We start from the raw sequence: 362 nt of genomic DNA on the forward strand, positions 1-362 counted from the left end.
CGGGCAAGTTCACCGCCGCGGGGGTGCCGATCGTCGGGGATGACATCAAGTCCCAGATCGGGGCGACGATCACCCACCGGGTGCTGGCCAAGCTCTTCGAGGACCGCGGGTACGTGCTGGACCGCACCTATCAGCTCAACGTGGGCGGGAACATGGACTTCATGAACATGCTCGAGCGCACCCGGTTGGAGTCCAAGAAGATCTCCAAGACCCAGGCGGTGACCTCCAACGTGGTGCGGGAGTTCGGCACCAAGGACGTGCACATCGGGCCCTCCGACCACGTGCCGTGGTTGGAGGACCGCAAGTTCGCCTACGTGCGTCTGGAGGGCCACGGCTTCGGCAACGCCCCGATCTCCTTGGAG

At 64.9% G+C, this 362-nt stretch carries 1 pseudogene; it reads left to right on the forward strand.

The annotated features are described in order from the left end of the window. A pseudogene (locus tag ACWCOM_RS18605) lies at positions 1-362 on the forward strand (inositol-3-phosphate synthase); the annotation flags it as partial.

This window comes from Kocuria sp. KH4 (genome assembly GCF_053711175.1).